Here is a 21893-nt window from a genome sequence, read left to right as displayed (position 1 = left end):
GATTCGCCCTCCTGATTCACCGCCCCGATCGGCCGCCGCGGGTCACCGACGCCCAGAACCAAGGCTAGCCAGCACCTCCGACAAAACCGCCGCGGCCATGACGCGCACCCGACAGCGCGCGGGTCTTTCCCTGCGCCACAGCAGAATTAAGATCATCAGACATGAGCACGGTGGGAACGCCGTCCGCGGCACCGGCCGCCGGTAACCCGGCTCCCGCGTCCGGCTCGGCGGCTGCTGTCTCCACGGTTTCGGGCGCCACGGCCTCCGTTGCCACGGCCTCCGTCGCCGCGGCGGCGGGAACGATCCGGCGACGGAGCCGGACTCCACCCGGATTCCTGCGCCTGCTGTCCGCCGGGCTCGTAGGTGTCCTGATGGTGACGCTGTCCGTCTGCCTGCTGTCCACGCTCTCCCGCCAGCACGCCGTGGACGCCCTCGCCCGCGACTCCGGTGCGTCGTTCGTGGCGGCGCAACAGCTGCACGCCGAGCTCTCGGTGGCCGACGCGACCGTGGCCCGCGCGTTTCTGGCCGGCGGCGTGGAGCCGCCGGCCCAGCGGACGGCCTACCAGGAGAGCATCGCCTCGGCGAGCGGGCGCATCGTCGACCTGGCGCTCGCCGGCGGGCCGCGCGAGCCGCTGAGCGTCCTGGCGGCCCAGCTGCCGGTGTACACCGGCCTGATCGAACGGGCGCGCGCGAACAACCGGATCGGAAATGTCGTCGGCGGCGCGTACCTTCGTCAGGCCTCCGAACTCATGCAGACCAGGATCCTCCCAGCGGTCGACCGGCTGGCCGCCGAGGACGCACTGGACATCGATCACGGGTACGCCCGGGCGACGCGCTGGTACCAGCCGGTCCTCGTCGGCGTGGCCGGCGCGGCGGCGCTGGCGGCCCTGGTCGCCCTGCAGATCCGCCTGTTCCGGCGGACGCACCGGATGTTCAATCTGCGCCTGGTCGCCGCGACGGTACTGGTCGTGATCGCGACGGGTCTCACCCTGCTGGCTTTCGGTGTCTCCCGGGCCCGCCTGGTCGACAGCAGGAACGACGCCTTCCGGCCGATGACGGTCGTCGCCCAGGTGCGGGTGCTGGCGCTACGGGCCTGGGGCGACGAGAGCCTCTCCCTGATCGCCCGCGGCAACGGCGACGACCTCGACGCCGACGCGCGCCGGGTGACCGAGCGCCTCGGCTACGACCCGGCGGGCCGCCCGGCCGGTACGGGGACGCTCGCCACCGCCGCGGCGCTGGACGGCCCGGACGCGCCGGGACGGGACGTGCTCGTACCCGACTGGGAGCGCTACCAGGACACCGCCGTCCGGGTCCGGGACCTGGTCCGCGACGTCGGCGGCTTCCAGGAGGCCGTGCGGGTGGCCCTCGACGAGGGAACCTCGACGTTCACCCGCTTCGACGGCGACGCAGAGACGGCGTTCACCGCGAGCCGCGAGCGTTTCGCCGCCGGGCTGAGCTCCGCCGCGGGCGCCTACGACGGTGTCGCCGCCGGTACCGGCACGGCGCTCGGGCTGGCGATGCTCCTCACGCTGGCCGGGGTGCAGTCGAGGATCAATGACTACCGTTGACGGCATCTCGGCAACACCGGTGATCATCCGCCGCGTGAGCCTGAACCACCCGGATCTGACCCGCTTCGTCAACGGCGTCCTCGCCCAGGCGATCGCCGACGGAAGCTGGAACCGCCTCGCCCACACCTGCTCCCCGGACTCTCCCCACCCACCCCCACCTACTGCGACTAACCCCGCCCACCTGCCCCGTTACGGTCCGGGCAGGGTCTCGCAAACCTGACACCCAGTAAAAAGCCACCCCAACACGACCGTGGCGGGTCAGTGAGTCCATGGACTCTCCCAAGCGCCACGCATCGTTTCGGGCCCGGCTACCCCGGCGGGGAGAGGGACGGGGATGGCTGGCGGGGGTGGATGAGGTAGGCGGGAGTGGCTGGGGTTGTGGGGTTTCGGGGTGGGGTGGGGCGTTGTGTGCCGGAAATGAAACGGGTGACGAGAACACGACAAGTCACGATCGGAGGAGTACCGACGATCTAGCATCAGCGATCATGCGGAGGGTCGGACGCGGGCCAGGCCACCGAAGCCGGCGGATCACATCGAGGATCACGCCGAGAACCATGTTCAGAGCGATGATCTTCGCCGCCGTACCGCTGCTCGGCACCACCGCGGCCTGCGGCACCGTGACGAGCGCGCTGCCGGCGGCGGGCGACCCCCTGCCGGCCGCCGTCACCCCGCAGTCGCCGCTGCCGGCGCGCTCCACCACGTCCCCGGGGTGCGGCGACCGCACCGCGAGCCTGCGCCCGCCGGCCGTGCTTCCCCCGCCTGGTCAGCCGGACAGCCCCACCCTGCGCGAGATCGTCAACCGCGGCTACCTCACGGTCGGGGTCCGTACCGACACGCCGCCGTTCGGGTCACGCAACCCGGACACCGGCGAGTTCGAGGGATTCGAGGTCGACCTGGCCCTGCTGGTGGGCCGGGCACTGTTCGGCGCGGACGGCCATGTCCGGTTCCGGGCGGTGACCGGCGCCGAGCGGGTCGCTCTCGTCCGCGACGGCACTCTCGACCTGGTCGCCGCCACGACGACGATCACCTGCGACCGGGCGGCCGAGGTCGACTTCTCCGCGCCCTACTACCTGACGGCCAAAGCCGTTCTGGTAGCAGAGGACGCGCCCTACCAGGGCCTCGCGGACCTTGGCGGCCGGCGGGTGTGCGCGGCGGCCGGCACCACCTCGCTGCAGCAGGTCGTCGACGCGCCATCGCGGCCGATCCCCGTTCAGCTTGCCAGCCCGGCAGACTGCCTGGTGGCGATGCAGGCGGGAACGGTCGAGGCGATCGTCAACGACGAGGCCATCCTGGTCGGGATGGTCAAGCAGGATCCGGAGACCCGCATCGTCGGCCTCGGCGCCTTCGACGTGGCCGTGGGCATCGCCATCGCCAAAGGCGCGCCGGATCTCACCCGGTTCGTGAACGGCGTGCTGGAGCGGGCGGACCGCGACGGAGCCTGGGCGGCGATCCACCGACGATGGCTGGACGGGGGCCAGCCGCCCCCGCCACCGTCGCCCGTATACCGGGACTGATCCGGATGGCCCTGCGACACGATGTGGACGACGCGCTGGCCGTTCTCCGGTCGGAGACGGCGGCGCTGTCTGCGAGCCTGCTCGAGCTCGACGCAACCGCGGAACAGGTGCTCGGCGACGTCACGCGGCTGCGCGGGCGGACCGCCGCCCGCGCCGCGGTGGCCCGGGCCGGGCTGGGATGGCTGTGGGACCGCCATCGCGCCGTCAGCGAGGTGCTCGGCCGGGCCGAGGCTTTGCGCGGCCTGCCGGATTCTCGGATCGGCGCCCGGCAGGCGGCGCGGGTCGACGCGTTCCTGCGCGAGCCGCCGTCGCATCCGCCCACACCGCCGCCCGGGGAGTTACCCGCGCCGCTGCCCAGGGAGCTGGGATCTGCCCCTGGACAGCTGCCGGCCGGTGCGACCGACAGGCTCCCGCGGAGTGCGGCCGGCGACCTGCCGGCCGGCGCGGCCGGGCGCCTTCTCGCCGGCACCCGGGAGATCGCCGAGGCGGTCCGTGCCGAGTTGGCGGCGGTGACGGCGGCCCGGGCCGCGCATCACCGGGTTCTCGTCGACGCCGCGCGCGGGCTCGCCGAGACCGGCGCCGTCTGCGCACGGCTCGCGATACCCGACCTGCCCGAGCTCGTCGCCGCCCGCGCGGCGATGGAGACCGCCGCCGCGGCGGTGACCGCCAACCCACTGGAGACCACACCGGACGACCTCGAGCCTGCCGTCGCCGCGGCGGCCCAGGTGGGCGAGCTGGCCGCCGCCCTGCGCCGGACCTTCGACGGGCTGGACGCGGAGCTCGCCGCGGCCGAGGACATGCTGCACCGGATCGTGTCGGTCGCGCAGGAGGGTGAACGCGCCGCCCGCACCGTGGTGGAGCGCCTCACCGGTGAGGCGACCGGCCTGGTGCGGCTGGGTGACGGATGGTTCGACGGCCCACGCAGCGGGCTGCGGCCATGGTTGGACCGGCTGGTGACGGCCGGTGCGGCAGGTGAGTGGCGGCTGGTCGCCCACGGCCTGGGCGCCTGGCACCGGGTGGCGCGGGAGACGCTCGCCGCGGCGGAGGAGACCGTCACGACGAACTCGGCGCCGCTGCGCCGTCGGGACGAGCTGCGCGGCCTGCTGGGCGCGCTGCGCGCGAAGGCCGGCCGGCTCGGCCAGCTCGAGTCGCCTCATATCGGCGAGCTGTACGAACGCGCCGCGACCGCGCTGCGCACCGTCCCGGTTGATCTGGATGCGGCACAAGCCCTGGTCACGGCATTTGGCGACGCCCTGCTGAGCATCCCGCCCCCGCCATCGCCACCGGCACCGCCACCGGCACCGCCACCGGCACCGGCACCGGCGTCCGCGCCGGTGGCAGCTTCAGTGTCCGCGCCGGGCGAGGTGGCGGGGGTGTCGGCGGCGCGGCAGGTTGGTGACGGGGGCGGCCATGCCGCGTGGACGGAGGAACGCTGGTGACGGTCGACGGCATCGCCTGCCCGGAACCCGACTGCGACGGAATCATCGAGGACGGGTACTGCAACGTGACCGGGCTGGCGTACCGGCCGCCCGAGCCTGACCCGGGGCCACCGCCCCATCCCGACCCGACCGGGCCTGGCACGAGCGGGTCCGGCACGGGTGGGTCCGGCACGGGCGGGTCGGGCGGGAGCGGGTCGGCTGGCGGGTCCGCGTCGTGGAGTTTGACGGCGGGCGGGACACCGCGCCGGCGTCGCCGCCCGGGCCGGGCCCGTCGTCCCCAGAGCCGGCTCGGGGAGGGGCTCGTCGACGTCCCGGACATGCCGACCCCCGATCCGGAGTCGCTGCTGCTCACCGACCCGTGTGTTCCGGAGCACCGGCGGGTGTGCTCGGCCTGCGGGGCCGAGGTCGGGCGGGCCCGCGACGGCCGGCCGGCTGCCGTCGAGGGCTTCTGTGTCGCGTGCGGGCACCAGTTCTCGTTCGTCCCGGCGCTGCGCGCCGGTGACCGGGTGGGCTCCTACGAGATCGCGGGCGCGCTGGCGCACGGCGGGCAGGGCTGGGTCTACCTCGCCCGCAACCGTGAGGTCGCGGACAACTTCTGGGTCGTGCTCAAGGGCCTACTCGACAGGGGTGACCCGGACGCCCAGGCCGCCGCGATCGCCGAGCGCCGCTTCCTCGCCGCGGTGGACGACCCGGCGATCGTGCGCATCCACACGTTCGTCAGGCACGCGGGTACCGGCTACATCGTCATGGAGTACGTCGGCGGGACGTCGCTGCGCGAGGTCCTGCGGCAGCGCCGGGCGGAGGGGGGGCGCCCCGACCCACTGCCGGTCACCCAGGCGATCGCCTACATCCTGGCCGTGCTGCCGGCGTTCGCCTACCTGCACCGCAACGGCCTGGTGTTCTGCGACTTCAAGCCGGACAACGTCATGCTCGGCCGCGAGAGCCTGCGGCTGATCGACCTGGGGGCGGTCCGCCGGCTCGACGACGAGAGCGGCGCGTCCTACCGGACCCGCGGCTACTCGGCCCCGGAGGTCGAGACCGAGACGCCCACCGTCGCCTCCGACCTGTACACGGTCGGGCGGACGCTGGCCACGCTGATCCTGAACTTCCGCGGGAACACGACCACCTACGTCCACAGTCTCCCGCCGGCGTCGGCGCACGAGGTCCTGACGCGCCACGAGTCGCTCGACCTGTTCCTGCGCCGGGCCACGGCCTGGCTGCCCGAGGACAGGTTCGTCTCCGCCGACGAGATGCGCGACGAGCTGCTCGGCGTGCTGCGCGAGATCCTCGCCGCGGAACGGGGCGCACCCGTGCCCGCGCCGAGCCGGCGGTTCACCGGGGACGTCCACCTGACCGGGGAGGACGCCGACGGGTCGGTCGTCAGGCCGCGGTGGGCGAGCCTGCCGCGGCTGCGCGTCGACCCGGAGGATCCGGCCGCGGGCACCCTCGCGGCGCTGCCCGACAGTTCGCCCGCGCAGCTCGCCACGCTGCTGGCGGCCATCAGCCCGGCGACGGTCGAGGTCCGGCTCCGGCTGGCCCGCGCCCACCTCGAGACCGGGGACACCGCCGCCGCCGCGGCCGTGCTCGACGAGGTCGAGGCCGAGGATCCGTTCGAGTGGCGGGTCCGCTGGTACCGGGGGCTGCTCGCGCTCGGCGGCGGTGCCGGCGACGGCGACACCGCCGCGGCGTCCGCGGCGTTCACCGACGTGTACGCGCAGGTGCCCGGGGAGCTCGCGCCCAAGCTGGCGCTGGCCGTCACGGCCGAGGCGGCCGGCGACCAGGCCCGGGCCGCCACGCTGTTCGACCTGGTCTCGCGGACGGACGACGGATTCACCAGCGCCGCGTTCGGCCTCGCCCGGGTGCGGGTCGCGGCGAAGGACCGCGCCGGCGCGGTCGCCGCCTACGAGCGGGTTCCGCCCTCGTCGGCGGCGTATCAGGAGGCCCGGATCCGGACCGCGCTCGTCCTCGGGACCAGGACGGCGGCCGGTGTGCCGCGGCCCGCCGACCTGGTCGCCGCGTCGGGCATCCTCGCTGGCCTGGACGTCGACCGGCGGCGCCGGGTGGCACTCACCCGGGACCTGCTGCGCTGCGCGTTGGACCTGCTCCTCGCGGGAGACACGCCACCCGACCCGGACGTCGAGGTCGCCGGCATCCGCCTACGCGAGGACGACCTGCGCTTCGGGCTGGAGCGCGCCTACCGGGAGCTGGCCACCCTGGCGCGGAGCGCGCAGGAGCGCTACGACCTGGTGGATCTCGCGAACGCCGTGCGCCCGAGGACGCGGCGGTGAGCGGGCGCCCGACGGGGCCGCTGCCCCGCCCCGAGGAGCGGGCCCCGGTCACGACGCCGCCCGCCTGCCCGCGGTGCGCCGCGACGCCGCTCGCCGGGGACCGGTACTGCGAGCGGTGCGGCGCGGCCCTGACCGCGACGGCCACCTCCGGGACCGGCCCCTCGTCGCGTACCGCCGCCGCCACGCACGCCGTGCTCGTCGCCGACGCCGACCGGTACGAGACCGACCTCGGCGCCGCCGCCGGCGTGTCCGACCGCGGCCTCGTCCACCACTCGAACGAGGACGGAATGGGCGTGGCGTTGGCCGCCGACAGCAGCGTCGGCGCGGTCGGCCTCGGCGCGGTCGGCGTCGTCTGCGACGGGGTGTCGAGTGCGCGGGGCTCCGGTCCGGCTGCCGCGGCCGCGGCCGCTGCCGCGACGGCTCTGCTGACCGACCGGGTCGAGGCCTGGCGGTCCCGGGCCGTTCCGGTGCCGGCGGGCGGGCCGGGACCCGGCCTCGCACCGCGGCAGGCCTGTCTCGGTGGCGGGCGGGCAGGCGGGGCGGCGACACCCGAAGCGGAGCGGGACACGGCCGGCGAGATGGCGGCCGCCCTGCGTGACGCCGCGCGGGCCGCGCAGAACGCGGCCGTCGCGGGGGCGGTCGGGCTCGGCCTCTCCCCCGCGTGCACGTTCGTGGGCACCGTCGTCGTGGACGCGACGCTGGTCGTCGGATGGCTCGGCGACAGCCGCGCGTACCTGGTCGACAGCTCCGGCGCACGCCGGCTCACCGAGGACGACACCGTCGCCGCCGAGGCCGTGCGGGCCGGCCGGCTGGCCCCTGAGCTGGCCGAACGCGGACGCGACGCCCATACGATCACGCGCTGGCTGGGAGTCGGGAGCGCCTCCGCCATTCCCCGGATCCGCGCCGTCGCGCTGCCGAGCGCGGGACGGGTCGTGCTGTGCAGCGACGGCCTGTGGAACTACGCCTCCGCGGCGGAGACGCTCGCCGGCCACGTCGACGCGCTCGGGCCCGGCGCGCCGGCGATCGACGTCGCGCGGCACCTGGTCGAGGTGGCACTGCGCGGGGGCGGCTCCGACAACGTGACCGCGATCGTCATCGACATTCCAGGGAGAACCTGATGGTGGACTTCAGTCTCGAGGTCAGCCAGAACAAGTACCTGCCCGAGGGGTCGGGCGAGGTGCACGCCGTCATCACCGTCACCGCGCACGACGTCCGCCCTGGTACCCCCGCCGGGACGGCCGGGACCGCCGCCACGGCGGGCGCCGCCGAGGTCATCCTGCTGGACTGCTCGGGGTCGATGGACTACCCCCACTCGAAAATCATCGAAGCCCGCCGAGCGGCCCAGGCCGCCATCGACACGCTGCGCGACGGTGTCGCGTTCGCCGTGGTGGCGGGCACCGGGCAGGCCGAAATGGTGTACCCGACGCGCCAGGAGCTCGTCGAGGCGTCGCCGCGGACCCGCGAGGCCGCGAAGGCCGCGGTGAAACGGCTGCGGCCCCACGGCGGCACCGCCATGGGCCGGTGGCTGCTGCTCGCCCGCGACCTGATGGCCACCCGCCCGGACGCCATCCACCACGCGATCCTGCTGACCGACGGCCAGAACGGCGAGAGCGAGGCCGTCTTCGCCGCCGCACTGGCCGCGTGCGAGGGCCGGTTCCAGTGCGACTGCCGCGGCGTCGGTGCCGACTGGAAGGTGGCGGAGCTGCGCCGCGTCGCCTCCACCCTGCTGGGCGGCGTCGCCCTGCTGCGCGAGCCGGCGGAGATGGCGGAGGACTTCCGCTCGCTGATCGAGCGGGCGCAGGCCCGCGGGATCGACCGGGTCGGCCTGCGGGTGTGGACGCCCAAGGGGGCGACGATCCGGTTCCTGCGCCAGGTGTCGCCCGAGCTCGAGGACCTCACCGCGCGGGCCGTCGAGGTCAATCCGCTCACCCGCGACCATCCGACGGGCGCCTGGGCCACCGGGACACGGGAGTACCACCTGTGCGTCGACGTCCCGCCGGCGCCGGTGGGGAACGAACGGCTCGCCGCCCGCGTCAGCGTGATCGCCGGCGAGGACGAGCTCTCCCGGACTGCGGTGCTCGCCGCGTGGTCCGAGGATGACGAGCTGTCGACCCGCATCGACGAGGTCGTCGCGCACTACACCGGCCAGACGGAGCTGGCGCGCGCCGTGCAGGACGGGCTCGCGGCACGCCGCGACGGGGACGAGGTCAGCGCGGTCACCCTGCTCGGGCGGGCCGCGCGGATCGCGGCCGCCGCCGACGACGGCGCCACCCTCGGACGGCTGGCGAAGGTCGTCGACATCGACGACGCGGCCACCGGAGCGGTACGGCTGCGTCCCCAGGTCGACACCCTCGACGAGATGGACCTGGACGCGGGCTCGACCGTCACCGTGCCCGCCCGGCGGTGAGCTCGCCGCACCCCCCGGGCCAGGTCAGCGCGGACGCCGCGTGCGCCGGGTGCGGGTTCCCCGTGCCGGTGACCGAGCCCGTCTGCCGCGCGTGCGGTCACAACGCCGTCACCGGGGCGGGACCCCGGGCGGTCGGCGTGGTCCCGCTGGGCCGCGCGGCGACGCGCGCCGCTCCGGAGGCGACCGACGGGTGGACGTCCAACGGTTCGGCGGGCACCGGATCGGCAGGCGCCGCATGGGCGGTCGAGATCGCTCCCGACCGCGCCTACTTCGACCGCGGGGAGAACGACGGCGCGGTCTTCCCCACCGACCGGGCCGGCCGGATCATCCGGATGGCGACTCCACGGGCAGTCATCGGACGGCGCAGCCGCTCCCGCGGCCAGGCACCAGAACTCGATCTCTCGCTGCCTCCCAGGGATCCCGGTGTGTCCCGCTCACACGCACTGCTCGAACGGCACGCCGACGGGACGGTCACGGTGACCGACCTCCGCTCGGCGAACGGGACCTGGCTCGGCCCGGACGCGGCCCACCTGGCCAGGGTGGGTGTGGGCGACTCGGCGCTCGTGCGCGAGGGCGACCACGTCTTCGTCGGTGCCTGGACCCGGGTGACCGTCAGACCACGCTGAACGCCCGTCCATCCCCGGACTCCACCGACCGTCCAGGCCCTGCCACGTCCCGTACCCATACCTTGGCCTAAAGTCAGGTTTAACTTTTAGTCTGGCCGTCATGAGCGATCTGACGATCTCCAACCAGCGCGCGGCGACTGAAGCCGGGCCCGCGGACACACCACCGGGTGCCGCCGAGCACACGCCGGACATCACACCGCTGCGGGTCGCGGTCGTGCTCGCGAGCGTCCGCGCCGCCCGGTTCGGCCCGGTCGTGGCCGGGTGGTTCGCCCGCCGGGCCGGGCAGCGCCCCGACGTCACCGTGGACGTCGTCGACCTCGCCGGGATCGGCGGGATCGGCGGCGTGGACACCGCCGTTGTCGACACCGCCGAGGTCGACCCGATGACCTGGGAGTCCTTCGCGGACCGCATCGCCGCCGCCGACGCGGTCGTGATCGTCACCCCGGAGTACAACCACAGCTTCCCCGGACCGCTCAAGACCGCCGTCGACGCACTCGGCCGGCAGTGGCACGCCAAGCCCGTCGCGTTCGTCTCCTACGGCGGGATGTCCGGCGGGCTACGCGCCGTCGAGGCGTTGCGGGTCGTCTTCGCCGAGCTGCACGCGGTCACGATCCGCGACACGGTCAGCTTCCACAACGCCTGGAGCCGGTTCGGTGCCGACGGCGAGCCGCTCGACCCCGGCCCGGTGAACGGCGCGGCGACAGCGCTGCTGGACCAGCTCTGCTGGTGGGGGTCCGCCCTGCGCGACAAGCGGCGCACCCACCCGTACCAGCGCTGACCGGGTTACCGGGTTACCCGACGACCGGGCCGACTGGGTTACCGGGCCCCCGGGATCCGGTGACCGCGTCCGCCGGACGGGGTCGCCCTCCCACGGCCCGGCCCCGGGAGCCGATCTGCGCGGTTCGCCCGCCGCACCCCCCGCGTACCCCTTCTGTCGCGTCTCGTACAGTCACGGGGCCCGGCGGATGCCGCGTCTGCCGCGTGCGCGGCAGACGCCCACGTCAGGGCTATGACGCGGGAACCCGGCACCGGCGCCCACCACGGCATCCCCGCGCCCGACCACCATCGCGCCACGGCGCGTGGTGGCCACGACGTGCAATGGCGGCGACGTTCAACGAGGAGCGGACGAACGGATGATCGGCGACGACACCCACGTGCGGAACAATCGCACCCGGTGGAACGAGATCTCCGACGACTACCAGCGGTTCAACGCCCCCCAGATTCGCGGGCAGGCGTTCACCGGCGACATCACCTGGGGGGTGTGGGGCATCCCCGAGTCGCGGCTGAATGTCCTCGGCCACGTCGTCGGACTCGACGTGCTGGAGATGGGCTGCGGCGGGAGCCAGTGGTCGACCGCGCTCGCCCGCCGCGGCGCGCATCCGGTGGGGCTCGACCTCTCCGAGCGCCAGCTGCACCACAGCCGCCGGCTCCAGCGCGAGACCGGGCTCGAATTCCCGCTCGTGCAGGCCAGCGCGGAGGAGGTGCCGTTCGCGGCCGGGTCGTTCGACATCGTCTTCGCCGATCACGGCGCCTTCTCGTTCGCCGATCCCTACCGGGCGATCCCCGAGGCGGCCCGGATCCTGCGCCCCGGCGGCCTGCTCGCCTTCGGTCATGTGAGCCCGATCTACGAGATCAGCATCCCGGACGGCGCCGAGGCGGCCGGCGACCGGCTCGTCGGTGACTACTTCGGCCTGCGCCTCATCTCCGACACCGACGGCCTGGTCAGCGCGAACCTGCCGTACGGGGCCTGGATCAGGCTGTTCCGCGAGAGCGGGTTCGTCGTCGAGGACCTCGTCGAGCCGAGGCCCGAGACCGGCACGGACGCCACCCACCGCGACAGCGCCGAGGAGGCGTGGGCGCGCCGGTGGCCCTCGGAGTGCATCTGGAAGGTCCGCCGGGTCTGACCTCCGGGTCCCGGGGCGGCCCACGAACAGGTCACCCGGTCCGGACGCCCCGGCCGCGGCCGGCGCCAGGCCCGAGGATGACGTGCGGGGGCACGCACGATGTCCTCTCGAGGAGGATCTACGCACACGATGAGCCCGAGCCCAGAGATCCCGAGCGCTGAGATGCCGAGCCCGGAAATCCCGACCGCATGACCGTTCCGACCAGGCCGGGACCAGAGCTACGGGTCCGGCTGCCCCAGGTCGCGCCGTCCGTCCGCGAGTTCCTCGCGACGGAGGCGGGTGGCGCCGTCCTGCTCGTCATCGCCGCGGCGGCGGCGCTGATCTGGGCGAACAGCCCTGTCGCGGACAGTTACCACGACCTCTGGGAGACCACCGCCACCCTCGGGGTGGGGGACGCGGCGCTGTCGATGACCCTGCACCACTGGGTCAACGACGGCGCGATGGCGATCTTCTTCGCGGTCGTCGGGCTGGAGATCAACCGCGAGTTCACCACCGGGGAGCTGCGTGACCGCCGGACGGTCGCCGTGCCCGCGCTCGCCGCGGTCGGCGGTCTCACACTGCCGGCGCTGATCTACTTCCTGTTCAACTCCTCCGGGCCCGCCGCAGACGGCTGGGGCATCCCGATGTCGACCGACACCGCCTTCGTCGTCGGCATTCTCGCCCTGTTCGGGCCGCGCTGCCCCGACCGGTTGCGGCTGTTCCTGCTGACGCTCGCCATCGTCGACGACATCGGCGCGATCTCCGTCGTGGCGATCTTCTACACCGACCAGGTGGACGCGGTCTGGCTCGGCGCCGCGGCCGCCGTCCTGGTCGTGATCGGGGTCATGCGCTGGATGGGTGTCTGGCGGCTGCCGCCGTACGTGGTGGCCGCGCTCGTTCTCTGGGTGGCGATCTACTCGTCGGGGGTGCACGGGACGCTCGCCGGTGTGATCATCGGGCTGGTCCTGCCATCCGCGCCGCCGCGCCGCGAGCAGATCGACGAGGTGCCGATCTACGTCCGGGCGCTACGGGAGGACTCCACGGCCTCTCGGGCCGCACTGGCCGTCTCCGCGGCCAAGTCCACCGTCTCCACCAGCGAACGGCTGCAGTACACCCTGCACCCGCTCAGCGCGTACCTGATCGTGCCGATCTTCGGCCTGGCCAACGCGGGCGTGCACCTCGACAGCCACACCCTCGCGGACGCGTCCACCTCCCCGGTCACGATCGGGGTCGCGGTCGCGCTCCTGGTCGGCAACGGGATCGGGATCACGGCGACCTCGCTGGTCGCCATGCGCACCGGGCTCGGCGCGCTGCCCGGCGGTGTCCGCTACGGCCACCTGGTGGGCGCGGCCGTCCTCGCCGGAATCGGGTTCACCATCTCGCTGTTCGTCACCGAGCTGGCGTTCACCGACGAGGCCCTCGCCGAGCAGGCCAAGATCGGGATTCTGGTCGGCTCCTTCGCCGCCGCGGTACTGGGCACGCTCGTGCTGCGCTATGTCGGGGAACGCTGGTCGTTGTGCTCGCCGGGCTCCGACGAGGCGATCCCGGCACTACCGCCGCGCCCATGGCACTCGCCGACGCCGGCCGTCATCCCGGTCATCCGCTGACCGGCCGGAACCCGTGCGGGCGACGGCCGTCCGCAGCGGCCCGAGCTCGAGCCGGCCGCGGTACCGCACCCCGTCGATGAAGATCGTCGGGGTGCCCTGCACCCGCAGCTCGGCGCCGCCGGCGTAGTCGGCCTCGACGGCGTCGCCGTAGGGCTGGGCCGGGTCGCCGACGACGAGGTCGGTCTCGATCCCCAGGGACCGGGCGAAGGCCATGAGGTACTTGTCGGCCAGCTTGTCCTGGTTCGTGAACAGCAGGTCGTGCATCTCCCAGAACCGGCCGTGCGCCCCGGCGACCTCGGCCGCCAGCGCGGCGGTGAGTGCGTAGGGATGGATGTCGAAGACCGGGAAGTGCCGGAACACCTGCCGGACCTGGCCGTCAGAGGAGTCGACCAGCTCGTGCAGGATGGCGGCCGCGCGGGCGCAGTAGGGGCACTCGAAGTCGCCGTACTCGACGATCACCACCGGCGCGCCCGGCTCGCCCCGGGAGTGGCGCCCGGGATCGGTCGAGACGCACCGGCTCTGCTTCCCAGCTCGCCCGTGCGCCTTGCGGGCGTCGGCCCGTGGGCCGACACCCGGCCCCGACGGCACGTCGCAGACACCGGTCGCACCCGGATCCCCATCGGACCCCGTGCCATTCACCGAATTCTCGCGAAACGCACCACCCGCCCGAGCGGACACATCCACGCGAACTCCCGTATCTTCTTCGGCTACCATTAACTCAGGAACTTCCACGCCTTCTTCAGTTGGCAACCCTTCATGAATCCGGCACTCCTTCGCGAATCACAGCATTCCCGCCAACCACGGCATTCCTGCCAATCACAGCATTCTTGCCAACCTCACCCATACGGTCATTGTAGCGAGCGACGGCGGCCTCGCGATGCCGTTAGGCTGACGCCCGTGGCCGAGCCGAGAACGTCGGAACGACGTGTTCCAAAGGCCGACGACGATCTGGCGGTCCGGGCGGTGGACCTCCACATACGACGTGGGACGAGCTGGGGCGGCCATGCTGGCCACGGCGGGCAGGAAATCGTGCACGGCCTGTCGTTCGAGGTCCCCCGCGGATCGGTCACCGGAGTCATCGGCCCGAGCGGATGCGGAAAAACCACGCTGCTGCGGGCGGTCGTCGGCATCCAGCGCGGAGTGAGCGGAGAGCTGCGGGTACTCGGCCTCGACGCGTGCGAGATCGAGCTCCGGCGGCGGGTTGGCTACGCCACCCAGACCGCCTCCGTCTACGACGATCTCACCGTCGACGAGAACCTGCGTTATTTCGCGGCGCTCTCCGCGGACCGGGTCCCCGGCCCAGCCGAGATCATCCGCCGGGCCGAGCGCGCCGCCGTCGGGGTCGGCCTGGCGACCGAGGGCCGCATCCCGGTCGGCCAGCTCTCCGGCGGCCAGCGCTCCCGGGTGTCGCTGGCCGCCGCGATCATCGGCGGGCACGAGCTGCTCGTCCTGGACGAGCCGACCGTCGGCCTCGACCCGGTGCTGCGCCGCGAGCTGTGGGACGAGTTCCACCGGATGGCCGACCGTGGCCTGACCCTGCTCGTCAGCTCACACGTGATGGACGAGGCGGCCCGCTGCGACCGCCTCCTGCTGCTGCGCGAGGGCCGGCTGATCGCGGACGAGAAGCCCGCCGACCTGCTCGCCCTGACCGGGGCCGGCGACCTCGACCACGCGTTCCTGTGCCTGGTGGAGTCGTCCGCGCCGGCCTGCGCCGACTCCCCGGTACGCGGCGACGCGCCTCCCCCGCGGGACAGCCCCCGGCTCGTCGGCGCTTCCCGGGCGAGCGACGCGCCCTCGGCCCTCGAGGTGCCCCGAACCCGCGGCACGCCGGAGGCCTGTGACGGGAACACGCGCCAGCCGCTGAACCTCGCGCGCACCAGCAGTACCGCGCTGCGGGTGATCCGCCAGATGCGCCGCGACCGGCGCACCGTCGTCCTCGTCCTCGTCCTCCCACCCGCGCTGCTGGTGCTGCTGCAGGCCATCTTCGCGAGCAGCCCGACCGCCTTCGACCGGGCCGGGACGGGCCTGCTCGGCGTCTTTCCGCTGATGACGATGTTTTTTCTAACCTCGGTCGCCATGCTGCGGGAACGGCGGTCCGGGACGCTGGAGCGCCTGATGACCACGCCGATCGGCCGCGGCGACCTGCTCGCCGGGTACGGCATCGCGTTCGGGCTGCTCGCCGTCGCGCAGGCCGTCGTCACGACCACGACGGCCGTCGTCCTGCTGGACCTGCACGTCGCCGGGCCGCTGCCGGTGCTCGGCCTGCTCGCCGTGCTCGCCGCCCTGTTCGGCACCGCGCTCGGCCTGCTCACCAGTGCCTTCGCGAACTCCGAGTTCCAGGCGGTGCAGTTCCTGCCGCCGGTCCTGCTCCCCCAGTTCCTGCTGTGCGGCATCCTCGTGGCGCAAAGCCAGCTGCATCCCGTCCTCGCCACGGTGAGCTTCCTGCTCCCGATGACCTACGTCGTGGACGCGCTGACCCGGATCGGCGCCTCCCCCGGGGTGCCGGCGCTGGTCGTCCGGGATGCCCTCGTCATCGCCGCGTGCACGCTGGTCGCCCTGGCCCTGGCCGCGGCGACGCTGCGCCGGCAGGGCCCGTGACCCGCCCGTCAGGCCGTGCGGTCCAGGCCGACGGCGGCGAGGCGGGCGTAGTCCGGTGAGGTGCGCAGCAGCTCCTCGTGCCGGCCGGTGGCGACCACGCTGCCCTCGTCGAGCACGACGATCAGATCCGACGCCCGGACCGTCGAGATGCGGTGCGCGATGACCAGCAGCGCCCGGCGGGCGGCGATGTCCGCCATCACCCGGGTCAGCGCGTGCTCGTTGACCGCGTCCATCTGGGACGTCGGCTCGTCGAGCAGCAGCAGGGTGGGCCGGGCCAGCAGCGCGCGGGCCACGGCGACGCGCTGGCGCTCCCCGCCGGAGAGCAGCACCCCGTGGTCCCCGACGTCGGTGTCGAGGCCGGCGGGCAGGCGGCGGACGACCGTGGTGAGCCGGGCGATGTCGACAACCTCGGCGATCTCGGCATCGGTGGCGTCCGGGCAGGCGTAGGCGAGGTTGTCGCGCAGCGAGCCGCTGAGCACCGGGGCGTCCTGCTCCACGAGGTTGACCTGCCGCCGGGTCTGGGCCCGTTCGGAGCAGCCCAGCGGCACGCCGTGGACGAGGATCTCCCCCGCGTCCGGCTCGTAGAACCGCTCGATCAGGCCCAGCACCGTCGACTTGCCGGCCCCGGACGGCCCGACCAGCGCGACCTGGCCCCGCGCCGGCACGGTGAACGACAGTCCCCGCAGGACGGGCCGCTCAACGTAGGAGAACCAGACGCCGCGGAACTCCAGCGCCGGCGTCGCGGCCGCCCCGTCCCCCACCGACGCCCCGTCCTCCACCGACGCCAGGGTCCTCACCCGCGTCACGGGCCCGGCCGGTGCCGGTTCCTCCTCCGGCGGCATCGTGAACACGACGTTCACGCGTGTCAGCGCGCCCAGGCCGCGCTGGATGGTCTGCGCGGACTCGATGAGCTGCGACAGCGGCATCACCAGGTAGGTCGCGTACAGCAGGAAGGCGACCAGGTCACCCAGGGACGTCGTGCCGCGGGCGACCAGGACACCGCCGGCGAGCAGGACCACCAGGACGGAGCCCTGCACCGCGAGCTGGGTGGCAGGGGCGATCACCGCGCTGAGCCGGGCCATGCGCAGCCCGGCGCGGTAGGCGTCGTCGGCGTGCCCGCCGATGCGCTCGGTCTCCCGCTCCTCGGCGTTGCTGGCGCGCACGGTGCGGATCGCGGTCAGCGCCCGTTCCAGGTCGGCGGTCATCCGCCCGATGCTCGCCTGCCCCTGCTCCGAGACGGCCCGCACCCGGGCCAGTGCCGTCAGCACGATCGCGCCGGCCGCGACCACCGCGATCAGCACCAGCCCGAACAGCACCGGGCTGAGCCAGATCATCAGACCGATCGCGGCGAGCACCCCGATCACGCTGGTGACGAACGTGGTCAGGCTGTAGGCCACGGCGTCCCGGACCACCGTGGTGTCCGCGTTCGAGCGGGAGAGGAGGTCACCGATGCGCTCGGCGTCGAACACGCGGATACGGAGCCGCAGCAGGTGACCGATCAGCCTGCGCCGCAGACCCAGCAGCACCCGCTGCCCGGTGCACTCCAGCAGGTAGTGCCCCCAGGTGTCGACGGCCGCCTCGACGAGGAAGACCGCGACGAGCACGACGATCAGCAGGACCGGCACCCCGCCGGCCCGCGCCGCGTCGATGACCGCGCGCACCAGCAGGGGCTGCGCCAGGCCGATCACCGTGCCGAACGCGGTGAGGGTGGTCGCGAACGTGATCAGCCGGCCGTGCCCGCGCAGCAGCCGCCACAGGTCAGCGAAACCCGGGCGGGGCCCCGGCGGCCCGGCACCGGGCGGCGTCAGGCCCGGCGGCCCGGACAACCCGGGCGGCGGGCCACCCGACGGCCCCGATGGCCCGGGCGGCGGACCGCCGGTCGGCGGCCACGGCCGCGGGGGCGTGGTCACCTCGCCCGGGCGGCCGGTCGCGGCCGCGACCGGACCGTGATCATCGGCCGGTAGGTGTCCGGCGGGACGGACTCGCCGACCATCAGGCCGTCGGCCTCCACCCAGGCGTGCGCCGCGAACGAGCCCATGGCCCGTACTCCTGTCCGCCATGTTGGCCACCTCCCCGAGACGCGGCAGACCAGCGCGGTGGCGACCGCGCGCGGCAGGCACCCGGACTGGCCGCGGCAGGTCCGGCTGACCGCCGTGACCGCCTCCATCGCCGCCAGGGTCTGCCGGTACCCGGCCGGCCGCGTCCCGGCGGCCAGCAGCTCCATCACCCGACGCAGCCGTCCCGGCGGCAGCCTGATCAGCACGCGGGCGAGCGTGACGGCCAGCAGGGCGAGCGCGTCCCGGCGCAGCCACCGCCACCAGGCCCCGCCTCGCTGGGCCCCGCCACGCCGGGGCCGGCGGGTCACCGGGCCAGCCCGGCCGAGCGCAGCGTCGCGACCAGCCGTTCGACGTCGGACCGCGCGGTCGCGGCGTCGACGTCGAAGGCGGCGGTCACCGCGCTCGCGGCCTGCGCGAGCGTCCCGCCGCCGGCCAGCACGCCGACGGCGAGGTCGGCGGTGGGGTTCAGGGTCCAGTAACGGCCGGTCCGCTCGTCGAGCAGGACGGCGCCGTACTCGGTCTCGGTGCGGATCACGTGCTTGCGCAGCTGCGTCGACACGGTCAGACCCGTTCCTCTCGTCCGCCGGCGGCGCGCGGGCGCGCGCGGCCGCCGCCCCATCCGTTCGCCCCGGCCGGCGCTGTGGTCGGTGCTGTGGTCGCGTCGAGCTCGCCGGCGAGCACCTGGGCGTGGATCCGGCGCAGCTCACCGCTGGGTTCCACGCCCAGCTCCCGGGACAGCAGGTGGTAGGCGGTGCGGTAGGCGGCGAGCGCCTCGGCGCGGTGCCCGGAGCGGCATGCCGCCACCAGGAACTGGCCCCACAGCCGCTCCCGCAACGGGTGCTGGACGGTCAGCGCCCGCAGCATCGGCAGGACCCGGTCGTACTGGCCGCGGTCGAGCAGCGCGTCGATGAGGTCCTCGTGCACCACCGCGCGCAGTTCGTGCAGGCGGGCCGACTCGGCGCGGGTGACCTCCTCGGGAAGCTCGTCGTACGGCTCGCCGCGCCACACGGCCAGCGCGTCGCCGAACAGCTCGACGGACCGGTCGCGGTCGCCGGCCCACCGGGCGTCCTGGCCGCGGCGCGCCGCGTCCTCGAAGATCCAGACGTCGATCTCGGTGGCGGCGGCGTTGAGCCGGTAGCCGCCCGGCCGGCTCTGGATGCGGCCGAGTCCGGCCGTCTCCCCCGGCGGGAGCATCTGACGCAGGTCGGAGACGTAGGTCTTGATGTTGCCGAGGGCCGAGGGCGGCGGGTCGGCGTCCCACAGCACCGAGCGGATCCGTTCGGTGCTCATCCAGCGGCCGCGGCTGAACAGCAGCAGCGAGAGCAGGCGCCGCTTCTTCGGTTGCCCGATCGGCACGGTGTGGCCGTCGGACGCGTTCACCTCCAGCGGGCCGAGGACCCGGAAGGGCAGGTGACGCCGCGGTTCCATGAGGCGTTCCTCCCCAGCGGGCGGCGGGCTTAGACGGTCCGGCCGGGGCGGCGGGGGGTCGATGTCACCTCCGTCCCGACCCGGTAGGGAATCTTCCCATCACATAAAGCGACATTCCGATGACCGGGAGCACCTGAGCGATCAGTCAGGCGAATGCCGGTTGTAGGCGGCGACGGTGGCGACAAGATCACCGACCGTCGCGAAGTTGACCGCGAGGAAGGTCGGGCGCAGCCCGCGGGCGGCGCACTGCTCGGCGTGCGCCGTCAGCGACGAGCTGGTGTTCACCAGCGCCGCGTCGGCACGGGTGGCGGCGTGGTCGGTGAGCCAGTGGTTGATGAGGAGCATGGTGGGCCGGCTGGCCCCGCGGCCGATCCGGCAGCTGAAGCCCCCGGGGATCCGGACGTCGAACGGGGTGTCCGCGTTGGAGCGGTAGAAGTTGCGGTACCAGGTGCCGGGCACGTCCCCGTTCTCGGCGAAGACGACCAGGCGCCGGCCGCGGTCGATCAGCTGGCCGAGGGTCGGCCACGGCCGGCCCGGCGCGGGCGGGCGGACCAGGTACTGACCGAGGCCCGCCACCCGGAACGCGGCCATGATCGGTTCGGGCGCGACGCCGTCCTGGACGATGATGGTGATGACCTCGGCCGGGTTGCGCGCCAGCCAGCCCGCGACGCCGGCCAGCGCGTCGTCCAGGCGGGTCGCGCCGAGCTGGCAGATGCCGTGGCAGAGCCAGAGCCCGGGGCGGCTCGAACGGGCACCGGTGGCGAACGGGGCGAGCGCCTCACGGGCCCGCGGGCGCAGCTCGGCCAGGAACGACTCGACCTCCGCGGGTGTCGTCCAGTGGTGGACGTCGAGCATCAGGGCGCGGATGCCGCTGTCGAGTTGGCCCACCAGGTCGGGGTCCTGCACCGCGCCGAGGAACCCGGCCTGCACGGACGCCATCCCGTTGTGGGTCGTCGGGTAGACCACGTCGGAGTAGCGCCGGTTGCACAGGTCCGCCCCGCCGTTGCAGAACGCGGTGCCGGTGCCCGCCTCGCCGGGGATCAGCACCCAGGACACGGCGACGAACACCGAGCAGGTCGTGCCCACCGCCACCAGGCGCCGCACGCGCCACTCGGCGCGCGACAGCCGGCGCACCACAACCGTCACGGTGCCGAGGAGAAGCCCGGCCAGGAGCGGTATCGCCGCGATCTCGCTCCAGGTCGCGCGCACGTTGGCGACCAGCACGCGGCCGACGTCCCCGGCGAGGACCCGCCCCGCCGGGGGAAGCGGCGAGTCCGGCCCGCGCAGCGGCGCGAGCGGGTCGCCGACCAGCCCGGTCACGAGGACCCCCGCGGCCAGCGCGGCCAGCCCGCCCGCGACGAGCGCGGCGCCCACCAGCCGCACCGACGGTCCGCGCTGCCGGACGGCGAGACCGAGCGCGCCGGCGGGCAGGGCGAAGCAGAGCGCGGCGAGGGCGAGCATGCCCGTGCCGCCGATCGTGTGGATCGTGCGGAGCACGAAGCCGGCCGGGCCGCCGGGCGCGTCCGCGAGCGGGCGGCCGAGGTCGAGGACGGTGCCACCGGCCAGGCGCGACCGCAGGTCGGCGACGGCGGACACGTCCCCCGCGAAGATCAGCGGGCCGACGACCGCCAGCGCGGCGCCGAGATCACCGGAGCGCAGCGCGACCAGCACCTGTTCCCGCGCGAGCGGCCGGTCGGCCCCGTCCACCCGGCTCACCAGCAGGTCGGTCGCCCAGGCGACCTGATCGTCGGTGAGATCGATCTCGGGCACGGAGGCGGGCGGGCGGCCCTGGCTGACCCGGTCCACACCGTCGAGGACGTCGCGCAGGGCGGCGGCGACGTCCTCGGTGCGGTACCGCGGCGCGCCCGACACCTGCCCGGCGAGGTAGACGGACGCGAGCCGCCCGATGTTGTCGAGGATCGGCCGCAGGTCGACGGCGAGGACGAACTCGGCGCGGCTGCCGTCGAGGTAGGCGGCGACGTTGTCGGCGACGCCGTCGGTCATCCCGCGCAGCGCCGACGGCGGGACGACGAGCTGCAGGTTGTCGACCATCAGGTCCGGGTCGACGGGCAGGTCGGCGAGCAGGTCACCGGTCACGTCCGTGAGCACCGGGTCGGTCAGGACCTCGTCGCTGATCCGCTCGTGCACCCGCGTCTCGTCCAGCGCACCGCGGTAGAAACGGGCCTGCTGGGCTGTCTCGTGCACGGTCAGCAGCGCGACGCCCGCCGGGACGAAAACCGCCGACACCACCGCGACCAGGCAGACCACACCCCCGACACCATGCCACCGGATCCCAACAAAACGGGCGAGCCGGGACCAGCCGGGCCGGACCCGAACCACCCAGAGCCGGGCAGGCCGGAACCGGGCCGCCCCGAACCGGGCCGGCGAGGCTCCCCACAGCCAACCCATGGGACGCCAGATTACCGACGGCAGTAGTCGAACAGTTGACGAAATCGAGGTCATCCCACGTCCGGGCCG

Annotated in this window: 18 protein-coding genes; 12 read left to right on the top strand and 6 right to left on the bottom strand. The window is 74.1% G+C overall.

Annotation, left to right across the window (positions count from 1 at the left end; translation table 11 throughout):
* Positions 1-161 precede the first annotated feature (161 nt).
* The 11 genes from MXD62_RS14185 to nhaA all read left to right on the top strand — a co-directional run bounded on the left by MXD62_RS14185 (position 162) and on the right by nhaA (position 13332).
* Positions 162-1568: a hypothetical protein gene (locus MXD62_RS14185; RefSeq protein ID WP_248829739.1), complete on the top strand. Its 1407-nt coding sequence runs from the start codon at positions 162-164 to the stop codon at positions 1566-1568.
* On the top strand, positions 1555-1788 hold the full coding sequence (locus MXD62_RS14180) for a hypothetical protein (RefSeq protein WP_248829738.1): 234 nt from the start codon (positions 1555-1557) through the stop codon (positions 1786-1788). The genes MXD62_RS14185 and MXD62_RS14180 overlap by 14 nt, the downstream gene beginning before the upstream one ends.
* A gap of 334 nt (positions 1789-2122) precedes the next feature.
* On the top strand, positions 2123-3082 hold the full coding sequence (locus tag MXD62_RS14175; protein ID WP_248829737.1) for a glutamate ABC transporter substrate-binding protein: 960 nt from the start codon (positions 2123-2125) through the stop codon (positions 3080-3082).
* Positions 3083-3087: 5 nt separating this feature from the next.
* Positions 3088-4521, top strand: a complete 1434-nt coding sequence (locus MXD62_RS14170; protein ID WP_248829736.1) for a hypothetical protein — start codon at positions 3088-3090, stop codon at positions 4519-4521.
* Complete coding sequence (locus tag MXD62_RS14165; RefSeq protein ID WP_248829735.1) at positions 4518-6809, top strand: serine/threonine-protein kinase; 2292 nt, start codon at positions 4518-4520, stop codon at positions 6807-6809. Before MXD62_RS14170 ends, MXD62_RS14165 begins: the two co-directional genes overlap by 4 nt.
* Positions 6806-7927 (top strand): protein phosphatase 2C domain-containing protein, encoded by a 1122-nt coding sequence (locus tag MXD62_RS14160; RefSeq protein WP_248829734.1) that lies wholly within the window; start codon positions 6806-6808, stop codon positions 7925-7927. The genes MXD62_RS14165 and MXD62_RS14160 overlap by 4 nt, the downstream gene beginning before the upstream one ends.
* Positions 7927-9216 carry a VWA domain-containing protein gene (locus MXD62_RS14155; RefSeq protein WP_248829733.1) on the top strand — a complete coding sequence of 430 codons (1290 nt, stop codon included), beginning with the start codon at positions 7927-7929 and terminating at the stop codon, positions 9214-9216. Before MXD62_RS14160 ends, MXD62_RS14155 begins: the two co-directional genes overlap by 1 nt.
* A gap of 62 nt (positions 9217-9278) precedes the next feature.
* Complete coding sequence (locus MXD62_RS39745) at positions 9279-9842, top strand: FHA domain-containing protein (RefSeq protein WP_248829732.1); 564 nt, start codon at positions 9279-9281, stop codon at positions 9840-9842.
* 100 nt (positions 9843-9942) lie between these two features.
* Positions 9943-10620 carry an NADPH-dependent FMN reductase gene (locus tag MXD62_RS14145; protein WP_248829731.1) on the top strand — a complete coding sequence of 226 codons (678 nt, stop codon included), beginning with the start codon at positions 9943-9945 and terminating at the stop codon, positions 10618-10620.
* Positions 10621-10975: 355 nt separating this feature from the next.
* Positions 10976-11746 (top strand): class I SAM-dependent methyltransferase, encoded by a 771-nt coding sequence (locus tag MXD62_RS14140; protein ID WP_248829730.1) that lies wholly within the window; start codon positions 10976-10978, stop codon positions 11744-11746.
* A 188-nt stretch (positions 11747-11934) separates the two neighbouring features.
* Positions 11935-13332 (top strand): Na+/H+ antiporter NhaA, encoded by a 1398-nt coding sequence (gene nhaA, locus MXD62_RS14135; RefSeq protein ID WP_248829729.1) that lies wholly within the window; start codon positions 11935-11937, stop codon positions 13330-13332.
* Here nhaA and MXD62_RS14130 read toward each other — a convergent pair.
* Positions 13276-13971: a DsbA family protein gene (locus MXD62_RS14130; RefSeq protein WP_248829728.1), complete on the bottom strand. Its 696-nt coding sequence runs from the start codon at positions 13969-13971 to the stop codon at positions 13276-13278. The two genes, nhaA and MXD62_RS14130, sit on opposite strands and share 57 nt — an antisense overlap.
* Positions 13972-14295: 324 nt before the next feature.
* Here MXD62_RS14130 and MXD62_RS14125 point away from each other — a divergent pair, with 324 nt between their 5' ends.
* A complete protein-coding gene (locus MXD62_RS14125) occupies positions 14296-15930 on the top strand; it encodes an ABC transporter ATP-binding protein/permease (protein WP_248829727.1) in 1635 nt (544 codons plus the stop codon).
* Positions 15931-15938: 8 nt separating this feature from the next.
* Here the strand turns inward: MXD62_RS14125 and MXD62_RS14120 are convergent, their stop codons facing one another.
* The 5 genes from MXD62_RS14120 to MXD62_RS14100 form a co-directional block, all read right to left on the bottom strand.
* Entirely contained in the window at positions 15939-17840 is a 1902-nt protein-coding gene (locus MXD62_RS14120; protein WP_248829726.1) for an ABC transporter ATP-binding protein, read from the bottom strand.
* Complete coding sequence (locus tag MXD62_RS14115) at positions 17837-18295, bottom strand: lasso peptide biosynthesis B2 protein (protein ID WP_248829725.1); 459 nt, start codon at positions 18293-18295, stop codon at positions 17837-17839. Before MXD62_RS14115 ends, MXD62_RS14120 begins: the two co-directional genes overlap by 4 nt.
* Entirely contained in the window at positions 18292-18546 is a 255-nt protein-coding gene (locus MXD62_RS14110) for a lasso peptide biosynthesis PqqD family chaperone (RefSeq protein WP_248829724.1), read from the bottom strand. Before MXD62_RS14110 ends, MXD62_RS14115 begins: the two co-directional genes overlap by 4 nt.
* A gap of 2 nt (positions 18547-18548) precedes the next feature.
* Complete coding sequence (locus tag MXD62_RS14105) at positions 18549-19415, bottom strand: AfsR/SARP family transcriptional regulator (RefSeq protein WP_248829723.1); 867 nt, start codon at positions 19413-19415, stop codon at positions 18549-18551.
* A gap of 141 nt (positions 19416-19556) precedes the next feature.
* A complete protein-coding gene (locus MXD62_RS14100) occupies positions 19557-21824 on the bottom strand; it encodes a hypothetical protein (protein WP_248829722.1) in 2268 nt (755 codons plus the stop codon).
* Positions 21825-21893 lie beyond the last annotated feature (69 nt).

The organism is Frankia sp. Mgl5, from assembly GCF_023242985.1.
Lineage (GTDB): Bacteria > Actinomycetota > Actinomycetes > Frankiales > Frankiaceae > Parafrankia > Parafrankia soli.
Note: the sequence above shows the minus strand (reverse complement) of the source record. Positions and strands in the feature narration are given on the sequence as shown.